This window comes from Nocardiopsis salina YIM 90010, from assembly GCF_000341025.1.
In the GTDB taxonomy this organism is placed as follows: domain Bacteria; phylum Actinomycetota; class Actinomycetes; order Streptosporangiales; family Streptosporangiaceae; genus Nocardiopsis; species Nocardiopsis salina.
Window position 1 is genome coordinate 50,619 of the sequence record NZ_ANBF01000133.1, and the last position, 18,330, is coordinate 68,948.

Here is an 18,330-nt window from a genome sequence, read left to right on the forward strand (position 1 = left end):
CCCCGGGACCGGACCCCTGACCGTGAGGAATCCACATGCACCCCCCGTACCCCCAGGGCGGCCCATGTCCTGCACCGCAGGGGCCGCCGCCCCCGCAGTACCAGCCGCCGCCCCACGGGGCCGCTCCCCGTCCCGAGATGCCCGGCACCGTCCTCGTGGTGCGCGTGCTCATGTTCCTCGGAGGGATCTCAGGTCTGATCCTGGGCGGGAGCGCTCTGTACATCGCGTCCGCCCTGGCAGAGGCAGAGGTCCCCATTCTCCTGCAGCCCATCGAGGAGGCCGCCGCACTCGATCCGGGCTCGGTGGACCCCGACGAGATCAGCCGCTCGATGTTGGCCACGGGGGCGGTCGCCCTGGTCTACGGCGCGGTATCGACGCTGCTCGCGTCGTTCATGGGCAAGCGCAAGCGCGGGATCCTCTGGGGCGCGGTGGTGTTCCAGGTCCTGGCCACGGTCGTGCTGGTCCTGTCGTTGCTGGCGGGTGAGAGCACCATCATCCCGCTGGTGTTCACCCTCTTCATCATCGCCATGATGCTCGGTCCCAAGTCGCGGGCGTTCTACGGGCCCGTGCCCCAGGGGCCCGTGCCCCACGGGTACGGCCCCGACCCGCAGTACTGAGCCGGGTGGCGCACACGGCTCCGCACCGCGTGCGCCACCCGGCGTCCTCTCCGTTCCCCGACCCCTCCCCGTGCCCCCGTGCGCCCCTTCCCCCGTGCGGGCCGTCCCTGAGTGCTCAGACGGCTTCTGCCGGTGCACAGCGGCGATAGCCTTGGAACAACGAGGCCGCCGCGGTTGTCGTCAACAGCGCGGGTCTTCCGGCGGCCACCCGCAAAAAGCACACGCGTTGGTGCGAATACACAGGAGGGCATCAATGGAGACGGCTGAGATCGCGCGCCGCTTCCTCAATTTCTTCGAGAAGAACGGACACACCGTGGTGCCCTCGGCAAGCCTCATCGCCGAGGACCCCACGCTGCTGCTGGTCCCGGCAGGCATGGTGCCGTTCAAGCCCTACTTCCTCGGCCAGCGCACGCCCCCGTGGGACACCGCCACCAGTGTCCAGAAGTGCATCCGCACCATCGACATCGAGGAGGTCGGCAAGACCTCCCGGCACGCGACCTTCTTCCAGATGCTGGGCAACTTCTCCTTCGGCGACTACTTCAAGGAGAAGGCCATCCCCTTGGCGTGGGAGCTGGTCACCAGCCCCGTCGAGGAGGGCGGCTTCGGCCTCGACCCGGACAAGCTGTGGGTCACCGTCTACCTCGACGACGACGAGGCCGCCGACATCTGGCGTGACAAGGTCGGCGTGCGGCCCGAGCGCATCCAGCGCATGGGAATGGACGAGAACTACTGGGACATGGGCGTCCCCGGCCCCTGCGGCCCCTGTTCCGAGATCTTCTACGACCGCGGACCCGAGTACGGTGCCGACGGCGGTCCCGAGGCGGACGAGAACCGCTACATCGAGATCTGGAACCTCGTCTTCATGCAGTACGAGCGGGGCGAGGGTTCCGGTAAGGACTACCCGATCCTCGGCGACCTGCCGCAGCAGAACATCGACACCGGCCTGGGTCTGGAGCGCCTCGCCGCGGTCCTGCAGGGTGTCGACAACATCTACGAGACCGACATCATGGGCCGTGTCTTGCACCGCGCGGCCGAGCTGACCGGTACCGCCTACGGCGACAACCCCGAGCACGACGTCATGCTCCGTGTGGTCGCCGACCACGTGCGCAGCGCCGTCATGCTCGTCGGCGACGGCGTCAAGCCCGGCAACGAGAAGGCCGGCTACGTGCTGCGCCGCCTCCTTCGCCGATCGGTGCGCAACCTGCGCCTGCTCTCGGGCACCGACAGTGCGTTCCTGCACGAGCTGACCGCCGTCAGCATCGACGCGATGAAGGACATCTACCCGGACCTCGAGGGCAAGGCCGAGGTCATCCACGGTGTGATCGACACCGAGGAGCAGAACTTCGCCAACACCCTGCGTGCTGGCACCGCCCTGTTCGGCCGCGCCGCCGAGCGGACCAAGGAGAGTGGCGGCACCGTCTTCTCCGGTGCGGACGCCTTCCAGCTCCACGACACATACGGCTTCCCGATCGACCTGACCCTGGAGATGGCCCAGGAACAGGGCCTGAGCGTGGACGAGGGCGCCTTCCGAGAGCTCATGGAGCGCCAGCGCCAGACCGCCAAGGCCGACGCCAAGGCCAAGAAGCTCGGTAACGCCGACATCTCCCTCTACTCGCAGATGCACGAGAAGGCCGGCGACACCGACTTCCTCGGCTACAGCGACTCCGAGAGCGAGTCCCACGTTCGGGGCCTGGTGGTGGACGGCCGGGGTGTGCCGGCCGCGCGCGCGGGCCAGAAGGTCGAGCTCGTGCTGGACCGCACCCCGTTCTACGCGGAGAGCGGCGGCCAGCTCGCCGACACCGGCACGCTCACAGTCGACGGCCGCGGCGTCGTGGACGTCGAGGACGTGCAGAAGCCGGTGCCCGGACTCTTCGTGCACCGCGGCACCGTGCGCTCGGGCGAGGTCGTCCTGGACGACACCGTGCACGCCTCGATCGACACCGGCCGCCGCCGCGCGATCGAGCGCTCGCACTCGGCCACCCACCTCATCCACTCGGCGCTGCGCAACTCGCTCGGCCCCTCCGCGGGCCAGGCCGGATCGGAGAACCGCCCCGGCCAGCTGCGGTTCGATTTCACCGCCGACAGCCAGGTCGGCACCCAGCGCCTGGCCGAGGTCGAGGAAGAGGTCAACACCGTCCTGAGCGGCGACATCGAGGTGCGTACCCAGGAGCGCGACCTCGACGAGGCGCTCAACATGGGCGCGCTGGCCATGTTCGGTGAGAAGTACGGCGACCGTGTGCGCGTCGTGGAGATGAGCGACTACTCCGTCGAGCTCTGCGGCGGCACCCACGTCGGTTCCACCGCCAAGCTCGGCATCGTCAAGCTGCTGGGGGAGTCCTCCATCGGTTCGGGCGTGCGCCGCGTCGAGGCCGCGGTCGGTGCCGACGCCTTCCAGCGCCTGTCCAAGGAGTCGGCGCTGGTGGGCCAGCTCTCCGAGCAGCTCAAGACCCCGCGCGAGGAGCTCCCCGAGCGCATCGACTCCATGGTCACGCGTCTGCGCTCGGCGGAGAAGGAGATCGAGAAGCTGCGTGCGGCCCAGGTGCTGCAGGCGGCCGGGCCGCTCGCCTCCGGTGCGCGCCGTCACGGTGACACCGCGGTCGTGGCCGAGCGGGCGCCCGAGGGTGCCTCAGCCGACGACCTGCGTACCCTCGTGCTCGACGTGCGCGAGCGCCTGGGCCACGACCAGCCGGTGGTCGTGGCGATGACCGCCGTACCCAAGGACCGTCCCGTCGTCGTGATCGCCACCAACGAGGCCGCGCGCAGTGCCGGCATCAAGGCGGGCGACCTCGTCGGTATCGCGGCCCGCGCGCTCGGCGGCGGTGGCGGCGGCAAGCCCGACATCGCGCAGGGCGGCGGCAAGGACGCCGGACAGATCGACGAGGCGCTGCGTGCGGTGGAGGCGGCCGTGGCCGCTTCCTGACCGCTGCCGAGCGCCGGAAGGGCGCCCGCGGGTCCGTCCTGCGGGCGCCCTTCCTGTGTCACTCGCTCCTCTGCCCGGATCAGGCGGCTGCCCGGCCTCCGGCGTGGTGGTCACGGAGTGCGCACATTTTCGGTGTCATCCTGCTTCCCGTCGTCGCCGGAATCACACTGCCGCCTCGGGACACACGTCAGGAGCGTGAAGCACACGTGAGAACGCCGACCCCGGACACGAAGGGGGACCCGGAGCGCATGCGGTGCCCCGACGTCCCACGGGGGTGGCCTACACTCGGACGGTACCCGCGCACACGGAGCACTTCCCCCGCACGGATTGTCGAATCGTGTGTCCAGTCGGGTCCTCCCATGCGAGCCGTACACGGCCGAGCTGCGCGTCGTGACCGAATCGGGCATACTGTGGCGCGCCGCAGCCGAACTCACGTCAGTCAGTTCTGGATGTGCGGTGACGCCCCCGAGTTAGTTGATGAACAGGACCACCGTGTTGAGGATTTCCCAACCGCGGTGCAGTGCCGTCGACGGCACACACCGCCCGAGTACCGCCCCCGGAGCAGGGGAGACGGCCTCGTGAGGCACGGTGCACGCCTGGCGATCGATCCCGGCAACGCCCGGATCGGGGTCGCGGCCAGCGACCCCAGCGGTACACTCGCCAGCCCCGTCGAGACCATCCCGCGCGGCAAGGGCGACCAGCAGCGCATCGCCCAGTTGGTTGTGGAGCGCGAGGCACGTGAGGTCGTGGTGGGTTACCCTGCCTCACTGTCGGGCGAGGAAGGCCCCGCGGCACGCTCCGCACGGGAGTTCGCGCAGGGCCTCGCCCACCTCCTCCACCCCGTCCCCGTCCGACTGGTCGATGAACGGCTGACGACCGTGACCGCCCAGGGGCAGCTCCTGTCCGGAGCTTCCTTCGGCAAGAAGGGCGCCAAGGGGGGCCGCGCGCGCCGGTCGGTGATCGACCAGGCCGCAGCGACGGTCCTGCTGCAGAGCGCCTTGGACCAGGAACGGTCAACCGGCCGGCCCCCGGGCGAGATCGTCCGCTCCAGCCAAGGAGAATGATGACCGACAGGGATGAATACCCCAACGATCCCTATCGTGGACGTACCGAGCGCGGTTACGACTACGACCCGCTCAGCGACCCGCTGCCCGCGCACCCTCCGCCGCGCGGCCGCCGCGCGCGCCCTGAGCCCGGGGACCGGCGCGAGCCCGAGGCGCGGCCGCAGCAGCCCATGGCCGGAGCCGAGCCCCAGGAACCGCCCCGCGGCCGCCGGCGCCGTCCCGAGGCCCCCCAGCCCGACGGCGAACCCCCGCGCCGCAACGGTGCCGCCGACGCCCTGCGCGGCGGTCGCGCGGCACGTACCGGCGCACGCCCCGAGGAACAGCACCCCGGCGGTCCGGCCCAGGACGCCCTCGCGGCGCTGGCCGGCCTCGGCGGGCCGTCGACACAGGAACCCGCCGCCGACGAGTCCGTCCACGGTTCCTCCCCCTGGACAGAGACGCCCTCCGAGCCCTTCGCCGCCGAGGAGGCCGCCCCCCGGCCCGGGCGCGGGCGCCGACACCGCGGTTCACCCGACACCGACCCCCAGGGGCTCGAGGAACAGCCCGCCGGCCGCCGTTCGCGCCGCCGCGCCCGTCGTGCGGGCGGTGACGAGGGCGGCTTCCTGTCCGAGGTCCCCGACGAGACCGACGTCTTCGACAGCGGGAGCTTCCCCGGCGTGGACGCCTCCGCCGACTCCGGTGTCTTCTCCCGTGTGAAGGAGGACGAGAAGGCCGAGGCGCCCGAGAAACCCCCGCGCCGCCGGGGCGGCCGCCGTCGCCGCCGCGGTGAGGACAGCGGTGCGATGCCCGCCCAGGACCCGTCCGACAGCGGGGCCCAAGACTCCGACGCACTCCGAGCGGGGGCCGTCGGGGCCGCTGCACCCGAGCCGGAACCCGAGCCCGGGGCGGAGACCCGGCCGCGCCGTGGCGGCCGCAGGGCCCGCCGCGCCGCCCGGCAGCAGTCCGGAGAGGCGTCGGCCCTCGGCGCCGAACCCGCTGAGGAGGACGAGGCGCAGGAGGAGCCCCGGTCCCGGCGCCGCGGAGGCACCCGGCGCTCGCGGCGCAGACAGGCCGCCGCCGAGCCCGAGCCCGCCGAGGAGGGGGCCGGAACAGAGCCGGAACCCGAACACGGGAGCGACGAGGACGACGAGGACTACGAGCCCGGCCTCGCCGACATCGCCGAGGCCTACGGTGGCAGCCGTAGCAGTCGCCGCAAGCTCAAGGAGGCCAAGCGCCGCGCTCAGAACAAGGGCAAGAAGGCCAGGGGCGGACGCGGCGGCAAGCGCAAGATGGGCGTGCTGGCCTTGGTCCTTCTGTTGGTGGTCGCCGGCGGCGGGTTCGGTGTGCTGCGCACCTACGTCTTCCCCGCCGACTACGAGGGTGAGGGGGCAGGTGAGGTCGACTTCGTCATCGAGGAGGGCGACAGCGGTACGGCCGTCGCACGAAACCTCGCCGACGAGAACGTGGTGGCGAGTGTCCGTTCCTTCACCAACGCCCTGGACTCCGTTCCCGACCAGGAACTGAGCCCGGGAACGTACCGCCTCGCCGAGGAGATGAGCGGCGAGCACGCCGTGCAAGCCCTGCTCGACCCCGAGAACCGCCTCGGCGGCCGGGTGAGTATCCGCGAAGGGCTGCGAGCCGAGGAGATCATGGAGGCGATCGCCGACCAGACCGCGATCAGCGAGCAGGACCTCCAGGAGGCCTACGAGCAGTCCGACGAGCTCAACCTCCCCGACTACGCGACGGAGGGTCCCGAGGGGTACTTGTATCCCTCGACCTACCGCTTCGAGCCCGACGCGGAGGCGCTGTCGGTCCTCAAGACCATGGTCACGCAGTACCGCGAGATCGCAGAGGAGGTCGATCTGGAGGAGCGGGCCGCCGAGACCCAGTACGACCCGAACGAGATCATGGCCATCGCCTCGATCGTTCAGGCCGAGACCGGCACCGTCGAGGACATGCCCAAGATCTCCCGCGTGGTCCACAACCGGCTCGACCTCGACATGCCGCTGCAGATGGACAGCACCTGTTTCTACGCCATCGACGCCTACGGCATCGCGCTCAACAACGACCAGCTGGCCGAGTGCGAGGCCGACGACAGCGGCTTCGACACCTACCACAGCACCGGCCTGATCCCGGGACCGTTCGTGGCGCCGGGCGAGGACGCGATCGAGGCCGCCCTCGAACCGGAGCAGGGCGACTGGCTCTACTTCGTGGCCACCGACCCGGAGAACGGCGTCACCGAGTTCACCGACGACCACGACGAGTTCGAGGTGCTCAAGGAGCGCTTCCAGGAGAACTGGGGCGGTGAGTAGATGCGAGCCGCGGTCCTGGGTTCCCCCGTCGCCCACTCCCTGTCGCCCGTCCTGCACGGCGCAGCTCATCGCGCCATGGGGCTCGCGGGGTGGAGCTACGGCCAGCACGAGTGCGAGGAGGACGGGCTCGCCCCGTTCCTGCAGGGCCTCGGCGCGGACTGGGCGGGCCTGTCGTTGACGATGCCCCTCAAGCGCCGCGCCATGGACCTGGCCGACCGGGTCTCCGATCTGTCCCGTGCCGTGGGTGGGGCCAATACCCTGGTGCGAGTGGGCGACGGAACCTGGGACGCGCACAACACCGATGTCGAGGGCATCACCACCGCCCTGATCGAGGCCGGGATCACCGCGCCGGCACGTGCCGTGGTGCTCGGTGCCGGGGCGACCGCGGCCTCAGCGCTCGCAGCGCTGCGTGAACTGGGCGTGGGGGAACCGGTGACCCTGCTCGCCCGCAGCACCGGCCGGACCGGTGAGGTCAGGGAGGCCGCCGACCGGCTCGGGGTCGGGCTCGAGGTGGCGGAACTGGACCGGATCGAGGACCATCTCGATACCGACCTGGTTGTGTCCACGCTTCCCTCGGGGGCGGCCGACCGCTACCGGAAGGCTCTGGCCGCCTCCGGCGCCGACCTGTTCGACGTGGTCTACGCCCCCTGGCCGACCGGCGCGGCGAACGCGGTGGCTGCCTCCGGAGGGCGTGTGGTCGGCGGTTTCCCGATGCTGCTGCACCAGGCCGTGGCTCAGGTGCGTCTGATGACCGGGCGCCACGACGTTCCCGTCGAGGAGATGCGAGCCGCCGGTGAGGCCGAGCTCGACCGCCGGGAGCGTGAGGACCGGATCTGAGCGTGTCGAGAGCGCTCTCGGGGACTGGTATATTCGGTGGTGACGACTTGGTCCGGTGGGTTCGAGACTCACCGGGCGCGCAAGCGGAGGTGTTCCTCCCACCCAGCGGGCGGTGTCCGTGTGGGTCCGGCCCGTCGGAAGGCCTGGTGTCGTGTGTGCCCCGGATGCGTCGGGGCCCGTCACCCGCGCTGTTCCACGACGGAATAATCCGGTCGGTACACCCCGCTTGCACACGCTGGCGGGGTTTTCGCTTTTCACGGGGACCCCGACCCGGTCGACCGGAGCACCCGAGGGTGGCCGCGAGATCGAGCGGGCCGCCCACCGGGCGGCCGGTCCCAGGTAATCCGAGAAAGCTAGGGAGGGGTCCCATCAGCGCCGAGCCCCGCATCAATGACCGTATCCGGGTTCCCGAGGTCCGACTCGTCGGACCCAACGGTGAGCAGGTCGGTATCGTCTCGGTCCAGGACGCGCTGCGTCTGGCCCAGGAGTCCGACCTCGACCTCGTCGAGGTCGCGCCGACCGCCCGTCCTCCGGTCGCCAAGCTGATGGACTACGGCAAGTTCAAGTACGAGTCCGCGGTCAAGGCACGCGAGTCGCGGAAGAACCAGTCGAACACGATCATCAAGGAGATCAAGCTCCGCCCGAAGATCGACCCGCACGACTACGACACCAAGAAGGGTCACGTCGTCCGGTTCCTCAAGGGCGGGGACAAGGTCAAGGTGACGATCATGTTCCGTGGTCGCGAGCAGTCCCGCCCCGAACTGGGCCGCCGACTGCTGGCTCGTCTCGCGGAGGACGTCAAGGATCTCGGCCAGGTCGAGTCCCAGCCGAAGCAGGACGGCCGCAACATGGTCATGGTGATCGGTCCGCACAAGCGGCGTTCCGACCACAAGGCCGAAGCCCGCGCCGCGGCGGGGGACAAGTCCCGCCGCGAGCAGAGCGACAAGGGCTAGCGGCGACAGGGCTGGTCCCCCACCGCCCGGCCGGCACACGACCGGGTGGTGGGGAAGGCCGTGCGCCCAACGGTCCAGATGCGCGACGCGGCGCCCTCGAGGGCCCGCCGTAGCAGCGGAAGAACAGCGTGACCCGCCCCGGGCGGGGCACGCGCCGACGGAGTAGGAGACGACGGCGACATGCCGAAGAACAAGTCCCACAGTGGAGCCAAGGACCGTTTCCGGGTCACCGGTTCCGGCAAGATCATGCGCCGCCGTGCCAACAAGAACCACATCCTCGAGCACAAGACCTCGAAGCGTAAGCGTCGTCTCTCCGACGAGGTCGTGCTCGCTCCCGCGGACGAGAAGAAGATCTCGAAGCTCCTCGGCAAGAAGTAACACCGGCTGTACAGCCGGGCCGAGCAGCCTGTCGTCCGCCTGCGGTGGAGCGCGATCCTGCGCCGCCGCCCACGGGGGACACCCCACACCTGAAGCGAACACGGCCGCCGGGCCTCGACCCGGGCCGGTCGGCGCGCCGTGCGCGCCGGAAGAGACAACGAGGGAGTCACAGTGGCACGCGTGAAGCGGGCTCTCAACGCCAAGAAGAAGCGCAAGGTCATCCTCGACCGCGCCAGCGGTTACCGCGGTCAGCGTTCGCGCCTGTACCGCAAGGCCAAGGAGCAGATGCTCCACTCGATGACCTACTCCTACCGGGACCGCAAGGACCGGAAGGGGCAGTTCCGCCGTCTGTGGATCCAGCGCATCAACGCTGCTTCCCGCGCTCACGGCCTGACCTACAACCGCCTCATCCAGGGCCTGAAGCTGGCCGAGATCGAGGTCGACCGCCGCATGCTGGCGGAGCTGGCCGTCAACGACGAGGCCGCGTTCGCCGCGCTCGTCGAGAAGGCCAAGCAGGCCCTGCCGGCCCAGGCCGCGGCCTAGTAGTCGGAGACGGTTGCGCTGTGGCGAGTCACGAATTCACGAGTATCCGGTCACCCAGGATCAAGGGGGTTCGGCGGCTCGCCAAGCGCACCTTCCGACAACGTGAGCGGCGCTTCCTCGCCGAGGGGCCGCAGGCGGTGCGAGAGGCCCTCCTCCCGGGGGGCCGCAGTGGCACGGTCGTGGTGGAGCTCTTCGCCACGGCCGAGGCCATGCACCGCCACGTGGAACTGGTGGACTCCGCCCACGGGGCGGGTCTTCCGGTGCACAGGGTCAGCCTGGAGGTCATGTCCGAGCTGGCCCAGACCGTCAGCCCGCAGGGTGTCATCGCCGTCTGCGAGTTCGTCGACGTCCCTCTGGAGAGCGTGGGCGACGTCCGGCTGGCGGTCGTCCTCTCCCACGTCCGGGACCCGGGTAACGCCGGCACGGTCCTGCGGACTGCCGACGCGGCCGGGGCGGATGTCGTGATCTTCACCGACGCCTCGGTCGACCCCTACAACGGCAAGTGCGTGCGCGCCTCTGCCGGAAGCCTCTTCCATCTTCCCGTGGTCGTCGGCGCACCGGTCGGTGAGGCGGTCGCCGTGCTGCACGGTTCGAACGCCCGAGTGTTCGCCGCAGACGGCGGTGGCGCCGAGGACCTGCACGAGGTGGCTGACTCCGGTGGTCTGGACCGACCGGTCGGCTGGGTCTTCGGCAACGAGGCCTGGGGTCTGCCCAAGGACGTCGTGGAGCAGACCGACGGGGCAGTCAGCGTCCCGATCTACGGCGGGGCCGAAAGCTTGAATCTGGCCACGGCCGCAGCGGTGTGTCTGTACACCACCGCGCGCCAACAGCGGCGTTCCTGGGACCCCGCTTCCCACGCATCGCGTCGTTCCAGCTGAGCCCGGGGCCGGGCGGCCCGGGGGAGTGGGAACCGGCCCGTGAGCCACGGTCGCTCCGGTTCCGAGGACGGCCGTTCCGCACGTGGCCGCATGATCCGATCCACCCGAAATGCACGTGCACCACTGTCTCGGGCCGATAGGGTCTGACGCGGATCGCGGTGGTCCGGGCGACGGGAACCGCGGACCCGATACCTGTTACCCGTGTCGCGGGTAGAACGGTGCGCCTGAGCCGTCGGGCGGGCAAGCTTGACGACAACGTGTGAGCGTCGGGTGGGGGAGGCCGCGGACGGGACCGGGTGCGCGGTGTGCCGTGGATCCCTATACGCTCGACACCCGCCATGTGCGGCCGTCCGGGGAGGCCGGGCGTACCTGGTGGGGGTGCAGGGTAGACCGCCTGCGGAGTTCTCGCGGGTACGACAACGAGCCGGTCGGCGGTTCGCGGCCCGGGTGCTGTGATCGTGGACCTTCGAGGGAGCGGGGAGAGGCGTGGGCAGCGGCCGGAAGGCGGACCAACCGACGGGGGACTCGGGCGGCGCGCACACACACCCGGCCACCGGAATGGTGCCGGGTTCCGACAAAGCCGGGGTCCCCGACTCAGGGCTGCGTGCGGACGACCTCCCCGACGGCCTCGTGGTGGCCGACGCCCGCGGCCGTGTCATCCTCTTCAACACCCTCGCCGTGCAGCTCACCGGTGTGCCCGCAGAGACCGCGCTGGGCAGCGACTTCCGGTCCGCCCTGCCGTTCGTGGGCCCGGACGGGCACGACTGGTGGGAGGCCAGCAACCCCTACGGCGGTGCTCGGGACCGGGTCCGCCAGGCCGAGCGCTCCCTCTACCTGCCCGACGAACGCGAGGTCCTGGTCGCCGCGCGTTACGTGCGAGCCCGCCCCGAGGGCGACCTCATCCGCCTCGTGGTGACCCTGCGCGACGCCGCCACCCGCGCCGAACGCACCCGGGCCGACCTGGTCTCCGAGGTCGCGCACGAATTGCGTTCGCCCCTCACCAGCGTCAAGGGCTTCACTTCGACCCTGCTCACCAAGTGGGAGCGCCTCACCGACAAGCAGAAGCTCTTCATGCTGGAGACGGTCAACGCCGATGCCGACCGCGTCACCCGCCTCATCCACGACCTGCTCGACGTCTCGCGCATCGAGTCCGGCCGCCTCGAGGTGCGCCGCCAGGTCGTGGACCTGCACGAGGCCGTTCGGCGTGTGGTCGCCGGGCGCGTCTTCTCCGGTGAGGACGAGGGTCGCTTCGACGTCCGCGTGGAGGGTGAGATCCCGCAGATGTGGCTCGACCCCGACAAACTCGAACAGATCCTCTCCAACCTTGTGGAAAACGGGGTACGGCACGGCGCTGGTACTGTCAGTGTGGTGATCGAGCCGTGTGAAGGAGGAGCAGCGGTGTCGGTGCGCGACGAAGGCCAGGGCATAGCGCCCGAGACCATTCCGCGCGTCTTCCGCCAGTTCTGGCGCAGCAAGCGCCGGAGCGGCACCGGCCTCGGACTCTTCATCGTCAAGGGTCTGGTGGAGGCCCACGGCGGAACGATCACCGTCGGACGCGCCCCCGGTGGCGGCGCCGAATTCCGATTTACCATGCCCGCCGGGGCGCCCGAGTTCGTCTGACCAGGTCAGTCACTCCAGCCTCCCCGGTGGGCACAACGGTCGGCCCCCGGCTGCCCCGCATCCGGTTCATCCCGTGGGCCTGCCCGAAACCCGTCTGTGCTTCCTGTCGGCTTCGTCCGCCCCGAGCGGACCGTGACTGCCGCGTGCCCCGACCCCTGGGCCGGGGCCAGCGGCGAGGCAACCCATCATGTCTGCACCCAACAGTTCCTACGACCCGGTCGAGGTGACACCCCTGCACCCCGACGAGGTCGCCCGTATGCGCGACGAGGCGCTGTCGGCCATCGAGGCCGCCGGCGACCTCGACGAGCTCAAGGAGGTCCGGCTCGCCCACGCCTCCGACCGCTCCCCGCTGGCCCTGGCCAACCGGGAGATCGGCGCGCTGCCGCCGGCTGCCAAGGCCGACGCCGGAAAGCGCGTGGGCGGGGCCCGCCGCGACGTCGGCCAGGCCCTCAAGGCCCGTCAGGCCGTCCTGGAGAACGAGCGTGACGAGCGGGTCCTCGTCGAGGAGCGCGTCGACGTCACCCTGCCCTGGGACCGCACGCCCCGCGGCGCGCGCCACCCGCTGACCACTGTGGCCGAGCGCATGACCGACGTCTTCGTCGGCATGGGCTTCGAGGTCGCCGAGGGCCCCGAGGTCGAGGCCGAGTGGTTCAACTTCGACGCCCTCAACTTCGAACCCGACCACCCTGCGCGAACCATGCAGGACACCTTCTTCGTGGAGAACGACGAGGGCGGTGACTCCGGCATGGTCATGCGCACGCACACATCGCCGGTACAGGTGCGCGCCCTGCTCGAGCGCGAGCTCCCGGTCTACGTGGTCGCGCCCGGCAAGACCTTCCGCACCGACGAGCTCGACGCAACGCACACGCCGGTCTTCCACCAGCTCGAGGGCCTGGTCGTGGACCGCGGTATCACCCTGGCCCACCTGCGGGGGGCGATCGACGCATTCGTCGGCGCCGTCTTCGGTGAGGGGCTGCGCACCCGTTTCCGTGCCTCCTACTTCCCCTTCACCGAGCCCTCTGCCGAGGTCGACATGGAGTGCTTCGTGTGCCGCGGGTCCTCCGTCGGCAACCCCGAAGCTCCGTGCCGCACCTGCGCCAGCGAGGGCTGGATCGAGATCGGCGGCTGCGGTGTGGTGAATCCGCGTGTTCTGCGTGCAGCCGGGGTCGACCCCGAGGAGTACAGCGGCTGGGCCTTCGGCCTGGGCATTGAACGGACACTGATGTTCGCGCACGGGGTGCGCGACATGCGCGACATGGTCGAGGGCGACATCCGCTTCTCCTCGGCGTTCGGGAGTGAGATCTGATGCGAGTCCCCATGACCTGGCTGCGGGAGTACGTCGACCTTCCCGCCGACGTCACCGCACGCGAGCTCGCGAGTCGCCTGACCCTGGCCGGCCTGGAGGTCGAGACCGTCGAGGCCCTCGGCGCCGACCTCCAGGGCCCCCTGGTCTTCGGTCGCGTGCTCGAGATCGAGGAGCTCACCGGTTTCAAGAAGCCGATCCGGTTCTGCCGCGTCGACGTCGGCGACGCCAACGGAACAGGGGAACCCCAGGAGATCGTCTGCGGGGCGCGGAACTTCTCCGTGGGTGACCTGATCGTGGCGGTGCTGCCCGGCGCCGAGCTGCCCGGCGGCTTCGAGATCGGGGCTCGCAAGACCTACGGCCGCATGTCGGCCGGCATGATCTGCTCGGCCACCGAACTGGGCCTCTGGGAGGACCACACCGGCATCGTCGTGCTGCCCGAGGGCTTCGGTGAGCCGGGCCAGGACGCCATCGGTCCGCTGGGCCTGCGCGAGGACGTTCTCGACATCGCCGTCACCCCCGACCGCGGGTACGCGCTGTCGATGCGGGGTGTGGCCCGTGACGCCGCCACGCTCTACGGCGTCGATATGCACGACCCAGCCGAGATCGCGGTCGCCGAACCCACCGGCGAGGGCCACCCCGCGCGTATCGAGGATCCGGCCCTGGCCGACCGCCTCGTCCTGCGCGGCGCCAACGGCTTCGATCCCGAGGCCCCCACCCCGCTGTGGATGAAGCGCCGACTGCATCAGAGCGGCGTGCGCCCGGTCTCCTTGGCCGTGGACGTGACCAACTACGTCATGCTCGAGCTCGGCCAGCCGCTGCACGCCTGGGACCGCGACCGTCTCCAGGGCACCGTCACCGTGCGCGCCGCCGCGGCGGGGGAGAAGCTGGAAACCCTGGACCACGTCCAGCGCTCACTCGACACCGACGACATCGTCATCGCCGACGAGGCCGGAGCCCAGGCAGTGGCCGGTGTCATGGGCGGGCTCGACACAGAGATCGGCCTCGCCTCCACCGCCGTTCTGGTGGAGGCCGCCCACTTCGACCAGATGCACATCGCGCGCGCGTCCCGCCGCCACCAGCTCTCCTCGGAGGCCTCGCGCCGCTTCGAGCGCGGGGTCGACTCGGCCGTGCAGGCAGCCGCGGCCACCCGCGCCGTCGAGCTCCTCGCCGAGTTGGGCGGGGCGAGCGTCGAGAGCGCCTACACCCACGTCACGCACCCGTCTGCGGACCGCACTATCACGATGCGCGTCACCCACCCGGGGTCGGTGGCCGGGGTCGAGTACCCCGAGGGCACCACGGAGAAGCACCTGCGGGCCATCGGCTGCGCGGTCGCGCGCGACGGGGAGACCCTCTCGGTCAGCCCGCCCACCTGGCGCCCCGACCTCACCGACCCCAACGACCTGGCCGAAGAGGTCATCCGCTTCGAGGGGTACGAGAACATCCCGGCGGTGCGGCTGAGCGGTCCTGGACGCGGCCTGACCGACAGCCAGCGCCTGCGCCGCGCGTTCGGCCGGATGCTCGCCGACACCGGCCACACCGAGGTCCTCAGCTACCCCTTCGTGGGCGAGCGCGACCTCGACGGGCTCCAGCTCGGGGCCGAGGACCCGCGCCGTGACAGTGTGCGCCTGGCCAACCCCCTCAACGACGAGGAGCCGTTGCTGCGCACGACACTGCTGCCGGGGCTCTTCAAGACACTGGCCCGCAACGTCAGCCGCGGGCTGAACGACGTCGCTCTGTTCGAGACCGGCCTGGTCTATCTGCCCAGCCACGGCGGCAACGCCCCGGTCCTGCCCGTGGACCGAGGCCCGTCCGCCGGGGAACTCGAGCGCGTCGACGCCGCACTGCCGCACCAGCCCCGTCGGGTCGGTGTCGTGCTGGCCGGACGGGCCGAGCGCGACGGCTGGTGGGGTCAGGGCCGTGAGGCAGGCTGGGCCGACGCGATCCAGTCCGCTCGTGACGTCGCCCGCGTCGCCGGTGTCGGACTCGAGGTCGAGGCCGCCGGGCACACGCCGTGGCACCCGGGCCGCTGTGCCGCGCTGTACGTGCGCGTCGAGGGCGAGCGCGTGCTCGCCGGGCACGCGGGCGAGCTGCACCCGCGCGCGATCCAGGCCTTCGGCCTGCCTGCCCGCACGGCCGCTGCTGAGATCGACCTGGACGTGGTCGAGAGCGCCCGCGCCGAGGTGCGTGCACCGGAGATCTCCACCTACCCGGTCGCCACCCAGGACGTCGCCCTGGTCGTGGACGAGAGCGTTCCGGTCGGCGTCCTCAGCGATGCCCTTGCCGAGGGTGCCGGGGACCTTCTGGAGAGCGTGCGCCTGTTCGACGTCTACACCGGTGAACAGGTCGGCGAGGGCCGCAAGTCCGTGGCCTTCGCTCTGCGCTTCCGCGCCCCCGACCGCACGCTGACCGCGGAGGAGGCCGGCGCCGCCCGTGACGCAGCCGTCTCCTCGGCCGCCGAGCGCACCGGGGCGAGCCTGCGCGGCTGAGCTGTCAGTCCGACCCCACGGCGGGGCGGGTCCTTCCCCAGGAGGAGGGCCCGCCCCGCCTTCGTGTGTCACTGAGGACACCTGACCTCCGAGTACCCCCTGTCTCGGAACGAAACGATCGGCATGAGGCCCCCTCGGACAAAAAAATTCGCGCCTGTTATTCCTGCGTAGGGCGGGTTTTGGGCCTGACCGTCGGGGGTAGCGCGCATGAAGTTTGGGTTTCGGGGCATGACGCTTCGTTTTGTCTCTTGCTGTGAGGCGCTCCCCACGCTTAGCCTGCAAGCACCTGCCACAACCGGGCGTCCGGGTGTAGGTCGGATTCAACCTGGGTTCATCCATTGCGCGCTCGCGCAAGTCTCGGCTCGGAGGTCGCCATATGACCGAAACGGTTGTCTCATCCGCACTCGCTCCCAAGGAATACCGGGAGCCCAGCCGTCTCTGGCACACCTTCTGCGATATGAACACCGTGGCCAAGGGCCCGGAGTTCGTAGTGGCCCGCGCCGAGGGCGTGTGGCTCTGGGACGAGTCCGGCGACCGGTTCCTGGACGGCACGTCCAGCCTCTGGTACTGCAACGTCGGGCACGGCCGCACCGAGATCGCCGACGCCGTCCACCGTCAGATGAGCACGCTGGACGCCTACACGGTCTACAACGACTTCGCCAACGTTCCCGCGATCGAACTCAGCGAGCGCCTGGCCGCGCACGCCCCGGTCGTGGACCCCCGTGTGATCCTCACCTCCGGGGGCGGCGAATCCGTCGACACCGCCGCCAAGCTGGCCCGCCGTTACTGGTACGCGCTGGGGCGTCCGGACAAGACCCACCTCATCAGCCGCACTGCCGGCTACCACGGTCTCAACGGTTTCGGCACCAGCATGATCGGCATGGACCGTTTCCGCACCGGCTTCGGCGAGATGGTCCGCGACACCTCGGTGGTCCCCCACGACTCGGCCGCAGCGGTGGAGGAGGAGATCCTCCGGGTGGGCCCCGAGAATGTCGCCGCCTTCTTCGCAGAGCCGGTCATCGGTGCCGGTGGTGTGTACCTGCCCGAGCGCGACTACTTCACCGAGGTCGCCCGGATCTGCCACCAGTACGACGTGCTCTTCGTCGTCGACAGTGTCATCTGCGGGTTCGCGCGTCTGGGCAACTGGTTCGGGATCGAGCGCTTCGGCGTCAGTCCGGACATGATCGTCTTCGCCAAGGGGGTCTCCAGCGGGTACCTCCCCCTCGGTGGAGTCGTGGTCAACGGCCGGGTGGCCGACCCCTTCTGGAACCAGGAGGGCAACCCGTTCGTGCACGGCACCACCTACGCGGGGCACCCGACCTGTTGCGCCGCGGCGATGGCCAACCTCGACATCCTCGAGCGCGAGGACCTCTTCACCGTCTCGCTCGAGGTCGAGCGCCACCTCGACAGCGCATTGCGGGGCCTGGAGGCGCACCCGCTGGTCCAGGAGGTCCGTTCGGGCGTCGGCGTGATGGGCGCGGTGGAGCTGACCGAGGAGGCCCTGACCGAGAGGGGCATCACCACGGCCGAGGTCTTCGCCGAGACCCGGGCCCGTGGGGTGATCGTGCGTCCGATCCCCAAAGCCCTCCTGGTCTCCCCGCCGCTGGTGGTCACCTGGGAGCAGATCGACCACCTGGCCTCGACGCTGTACGGGGCGCTGGACGCGGTGGCCGCCCGCCACTGAGCGCACGAATGCACGGATCCGGTCCGCCGGTGGCCCCCGTGATCGGTACAGCCGGTCGCGATGGGTCACCGGCGTTCTCGTGTTCCGTGTGGCCCAGGTGATGCCGAAAGTCCCGCCCACTGATCTTCTCGATGTAGTAATATTTGCTGGGAAGATACTTCTTGTGCGTGGGCTGGGTCGCCCCGCCGAGGCGAAGGGGACGGCATGGGAGCAGGCGCCACCGACGACGACCTCATCACCGCTTGGGGGCTGGTGCACGAGGTCATGAACTCGATACAACCCAAGCTGCTGGGCGGTATCACGCCCGAGGGCAAGGACATGTCCGGGCCCTGGCTCGAGGTCCTCATCCGGCTCCAGCGCACGCCCGGGCACCGCCTCCCGATGAGCCGCCTGGCGCGAGAGGTCAGCCTGAGCACCGGCGGGTTCACCAAGCTTGCCGACCGGCTGGAGCGCGAGGGTTATCTGGTTCGCGAGAACTGTGCGGAGGACCGCCGCGTCGTTTACGCCTCCCTCACCGAGAGCGGCCTGGCCTTCATCGGCGAGGTCAGGGCCAAGCACGTCCAGCGCCTGCGCGAGCACGTGCTCGAACCCCTGGGGGAGGACGGGGTTCGACAACTGACGACGATCGCGCGTACTCTCCGTGACAGCGCGTCTTCGTAGTGTTTTCGGAGTCGCTGTGCCTGGCGGACCGGCCCGGGTTGACCAAGGTCTCGATCCTCCCGAATCATCTGAAAACGCCCCGCATGCCGCCGT

14 protein-coding genes are annotated in these 18,330 nt (G+C 70.4%); all 14 read left to right on the forward strand.

All coding sequences use genetic code 11. The annotated features are described in order from the left end of the window. Positions 1 to 35 precede the first annotated feature (35 nt). The 14 genes from D474_RS0115145 (at position 36) to D474_RS0115210 (ending at position 18,237) form a co-directional block, all read left to right on the forward strand. Positions 36 to 617, forward strand: a complete 582-nt coding sequence (locus tag D474_RS0115145; protein WP_026118511.1) for a hypothetical protein — start codon at positions 36 to 38, stop codon at positions 615 to 617. Between the two features lie 253 nt (positions 618 to 870). Continuing rightward, positions 871 to 3,537 carry an alanine--tRNA ligase gene (alaS, locus tag D474_RS0115150; RefSeq protein ID WP_017614398.1) on the forward strand — a complete coding sequence of 889 codons (2,667 nt, stop codon included), beginning with the start codon at positions 871 to 873 and terminating at the stop codon, positions 3,535 to 3,537. A gap of 578 nt (positions 3,538 to 4,115) precedes the next feature. Beyond that, a complete protein-coding gene (ruvX, locus tag D474_RS0115155) occupies positions 4,116 to 4,601 on the forward strand; it encodes a Holliday junction resolvase RuvX (protein ID WP_017614399.1) in 486 nt (161 codons plus the stop codon). Beyond that, entirely contained in the window at positions 4,601 to 6,892 is a 2,292-nt protein-coding gene (gene mltG, locus D474_RS0115160; RefSeq protein ID WP_017614400.1) for an endolytic transglycosylase MltG, read from the forward strand. The genes ruvX and mltG overlap by 1 nt, the downstream gene beginning before the upstream one ends. Continuing rightward, positions 6,893 to 7,729, forward strand: a complete 837-nt coding sequence (locus tag D474_RS0115165; RefSeq protein ID WP_017614401.1) for a shikimate dehydrogenase — start codon at positions 6,893 to 6,895, stop codon at positions 7,727 to 7,729. A gap of 293 nt (positions 7,730 to 8,022) precedes the next feature. Continuing rightward, positions 8,023 to 8,682 (forward strand): translation initiation factor IF-3, encoded by a 660-nt coding sequence (infC, locus tag D474_RS0115170; RefSeq protein WP_017614402.1) that lies wholly within the window; start codon positions 8,023 to 8,025, stop codon positions 8,680 to 8,682. Positions 8,683 to 8,862: 180 nt separating this feature from the next. Then, positions 8,863 to 9,060 carry a 50S ribosomal protein L35 gene (gene rpmI, locus D474_RS0115175; RefSeq protein ID WP_017614403.1) on the forward strand — a complete coding sequence of 66 codons (198 nt, stop codon included), beginning with the start codon at positions 8,863 to 8,865 and terminating at the stop codon, positions 9,058 to 9,060. A 171-nt stretch (positions 9,061 to 9,231) separates the two neighbouring features. Further along, positions 9,232 to 9,603 carry a 50S ribosomal protein L20 gene (rplT, locus tag D474_RS0115180; protein ID WP_017614404.1) on the forward strand — a complete coding sequence of 124 codons (372 nt, stop codon included), beginning with the start codon at positions 9,232 to 9,234 and terminating at the stop codon, positions 9,601 to 9,603. A 20-nt stretch (positions 9,604 to 9,623) separates the two neighbouring features. Continuing rightward, on the forward strand, positions 9,624 to 10,481 hold the full coding sequence (locus D474_RS0115185; RefSeq protein ID WP_017614405.1) for a TrmH family RNA methyltransferase: 858 nt from the start codon (positions 9,624 to 9,626) through the stop codon (positions 10,479 to 10,481). A 486-nt stretch (positions 10,482 to 10,967) separates the two neighbouring features. Continuing rightward, positions 10,968 to 12,101: a sensor histidine kinase gene (locus D474_RS0115190; protein ID WP_017614406.1), complete on the forward strand. Its 1,134-nt coding sequence runs from the start codon at positions 10,968 to 10,970 to the stop codon at positions 12,099 to 12,101. Between the two features lie 187 nt (positions 12,102 to 12,288). Then, positions 12,289 to 13,407 carry a phenylalanine--tRNA ligase subunit alpha gene (pheS, locus tag D474_RS0115195; RefSeq protein WP_017614407.1) on the forward strand — a complete coding sequence of 373 codons (1,119 nt, stop codon included), beginning with the start codon at positions 12,289 to 12,291 and terminating at the stop codon, positions 13,405 to 13,407. Then, positions 13,407 to 15,893, forward strand: a complete 2,487-nt coding sequence (gene pheT, locus D474_RS0115200) for a phenylalanine--tRNA ligase subunit beta (RefSeq protein ID WP_026118513.1) — start codon at positions 13,407 to 13,409, stop codon at positions 15,891 to 15,893. Before pheS ends, pheT begins: the two co-directional genes overlap by 1 nt. A 457-nt stretch (positions 15,894 to 16,350) precedes the next feature. Further along, complete coding sequence (locus D474_RS0115205; RefSeq protein WP_017614409.1) at positions 16,351 to 17,577, forward strand: aminotransferase family protein; 1,227 nt, start codon at positions 16,351 to 16,353, stop codon at positions 17,575 to 17,577. A gap of 204 nt (positions 17,578 to 17,781) precedes the next feature. Next, positions 17,782 to 18,237, forward strand: a complete 456-nt coding sequence (locus tag D474_RS0115210) for a MarR family winged helix-turn-helix transcriptional regulator (protein ID WP_017614410.1) — start codon at positions 17,782 to 17,784, stop codon at positions 18,235 to 18,237. The last annotated feature ends 93 nt before the right edge of the window (positions 18,238 to 18,330 follow it).

Excerpts from the sequence above, each read along its gene's own strand:
- rpmI (WP_017614403.1), top strand. The coding sequence starts at position 8,863 with ATGCCGAAGAACAAGTCCCACAGTGGAGCCAAGGACCGTTTCCGGGTC.
- D474_RS0115210 (WP_017614410.1), top strand. The coding sequence starts at position 17,782 with ATGGGAGCAGGCGCCACCGACGACGACCTCATCACCGCTTGGGGGCTG.
- D474_RS0115165 (WP_017614401.1), top strand. The coding sequence starts at position 6,893 with ATGCGAGCCGCGGTCCTGGGTTCCCCCGTCGCCCACTCCCTGTCGCCC.
- mltG (WP_017614400.1), top strand. The coding sequence starts at position 4,601 with ATGACCGACAGGGATGAATACCCCAACGATCCCTATCGTGGACGTACC.
- pheT (WP_026118513.1), top strand. The coding sequence starts at position 13,407 with ATGCGAGTCCCCATGACCTGGCTGCGGGAGTACGTCGACCTTCCCGCC.
- pheS (WP_017614407.1), top strand. The coding sequence starts at position 12,289 with ATGTCTGCACCCAACAGTTCCTACGACCCGGTCGAGGTGACACCCCTG.
- D474_RS0115145 (WP_026118511.1), top strand. The coding sequence starts at position 36 with ATGCACCCCCCGTACCCCCAGGGCGGCCCATGTCCTGCACCGCAGGGG.
- alaS (WP_017614398.1), top strand. The coding sequence starts at position 871 with ATGGAGACGGCTGAGATCGCGCGCCGCTTCCTCAATTTCTTCGAGAAG.
- D474_RS0115205 (WP_017614409.1), top strand. The coding sequence starts at position 16,351 with ATGAACACCGTGGCCAAGGGCCCGGAGTTCGTAGTGGCCCGCGCCGAG.